Annotated in this window: 1 protein-coding gene; it reads right to left on the bottom strand. The window is 43.4% G+C overall.

Translation table 11 applies throughout. The features are described from left to right. On the bottom strand, positions 1 to 371 hold a 371-nt coding region (locus tag NUW87_RS11605), incomplete at its 3' end, for an integrase zinc binding domain-containing protein (protein ID WP_269028690.1). Positions 372 to 518: the final 147 nt, after the last annotated feature.

Consider the following 518-nt stretch of genomic DNA (forward strand, 5'->3'; position numbering starts at 1 on the left):
AGCAACCCTGCTGGGTGCCTATGCTCAGCCTTAACCTTCTGGCTCTCCATACATCTGGCGATGTATTCAATAATCTCTCTCTTCATACCTGGCCAAAAGTAATGGCTCTTGATTGCTGCCACAGTCTTATGATATCCAGGATGTCTAGCATAAGTCACATTATGCATCTCCTTTAGAATTGCCAGCTTCAATTCTTGGACATTGGGTACATACACTCTGTTTTTATACAGAAGTAAACCATCAGTTCCCAAGGTGTAACTTTCCTTGGTCTGCGGTCTCTCACGCTGTTGTAGCTTTGCTACTAAACCTCTGTACTGCAAATCAGCATTTGCAGCTTCCAAAATTCTGTCTTTTATCTCAGTCCGGTACATGCTAATGGCTGTAGCATGAAAGTCATGCACTCTTTTGTGTTGGGTATGTGTTATATTCTTTGCATGTGTGTGTGTGGGTGCATCAGATATGACAACTGCGTCTAACGATCCCTCGTAGTAGTGCTTTTTTTGTGCTGTGTGCGTCAG

The sequence above is a fragment of the Corynebacterium pilbarense genome (genome assembly GCF_026930265.1).
Classification (GTDB): Bacteria; Actinomycetota; Actinomycetes; order Mycobacteriales; family Mycobacteriaceae; genus Corynebacterium; species Corynebacterium pilbarense.